The organism is Sphingobium bisphenolivorans, from assembly GCF_000412635.1.
GTDB classification, from domain to species: Bacteria; Pseudomonadota; Alphaproteobacteria; order Sphingomonadales; family Sphingomonadaceae; genus Sphingobium; species Sphingobium bisphenolivorans.
This window is the reverse complement of record NZ_ASTG01000059.1, coordinates 1-942: the sequence shown is the minus strand read 5'-3', so window position 1 is coordinate 942 and position 942 is coordinate 1. Positions and strand designations below refer to the sequence as shown.

At 64.2% G+C, this 942-nt stretch carries 1 protein-coding gene; it reads left to right on the top strand.

Translation table 11 applies throughout. The annotated features are described in order from the left end of the window. Positions 1-942: Ig-like domain-containing protein (locus L858_RS22115; protein ID WP_037505022.1), on the top strand; the 942-nt coding region annotated here is incomplete at both ends.

Below are 942 nucleotides of genomic sequence, written 5' to 3'. Positions count from 1 at the left end.
ACATCGTAGACGACCAGCCGCAGGCGGCGAACGACAGCGGCTATGTTGCGCCCGAGGATACGACCATCACCATCGATGCGCTGCTGAACGACCAGTTCGGCGCGGACGGCGTCGATATTCACGACGGTACCAAGGTCACGATCATCAGCGCGCCGCAGCATGGCAGCGCCAGCTATGATCCGGTGACTGGCTTGTTCAGCTATACGCCCAATGCGGTCGCGGTGGCGACGCCCGACAGCTTCACCTACCAGATCGTGGACGGCGACGGCGATCCGTCGATCGCGACAGTTTCGATCCTGTTGCAGCCCGATGCGACGCCCAGCATCCTGTTGGCGCAATCTGTCACCGTCGATGAGGACGGTCTGACCGGTGCCAATGTCGACGCAGGGCGCACGGGCGAAGTGGCATCGACCGGCAGCGCGAGCGCGACCGGCCAGATCGTCGTCGATTTCTTCAAGGACGTTCCGGCGCAGGCCGATGCGCTCGCCTCGATCAAGCTGGTCGACAGCGGCGCGCTGGACGGCCAGTTGAAGACGCTGGCCGGTGCGAACGTCACCTTTGCGCTCGACGGTGCCGGCGACCTTGTCGGGTCGAGCGCAGGCGGGGAAGTGATCCGCATCCACATCGTGAGCGCGACCGTCGGCACGGGCGTGGATGCGACCAAGGTCACCTACAGCTATAGCGTCACCCTGTCGCAGCCGGTCCAGCATAGCGTAGCTGGGAGCGAAGACAGCGACCTGCTAAGCGGCATTGGTTTTGAAGTGACCGACACCGACAACAGCAAAACGGCCGGCAGCTTCAGCGTCACGGTGGTGGATGATCTTCCCGCTCTGACGGTATCCGACACGCCGACCAGCGTTGTCGAAGGCGGGACGGCGAACGGAAACTGGGCGCTGACAGCCGGCGCGGATGGTGTTAGCGCGGTGACCGTGACCTTCGGGA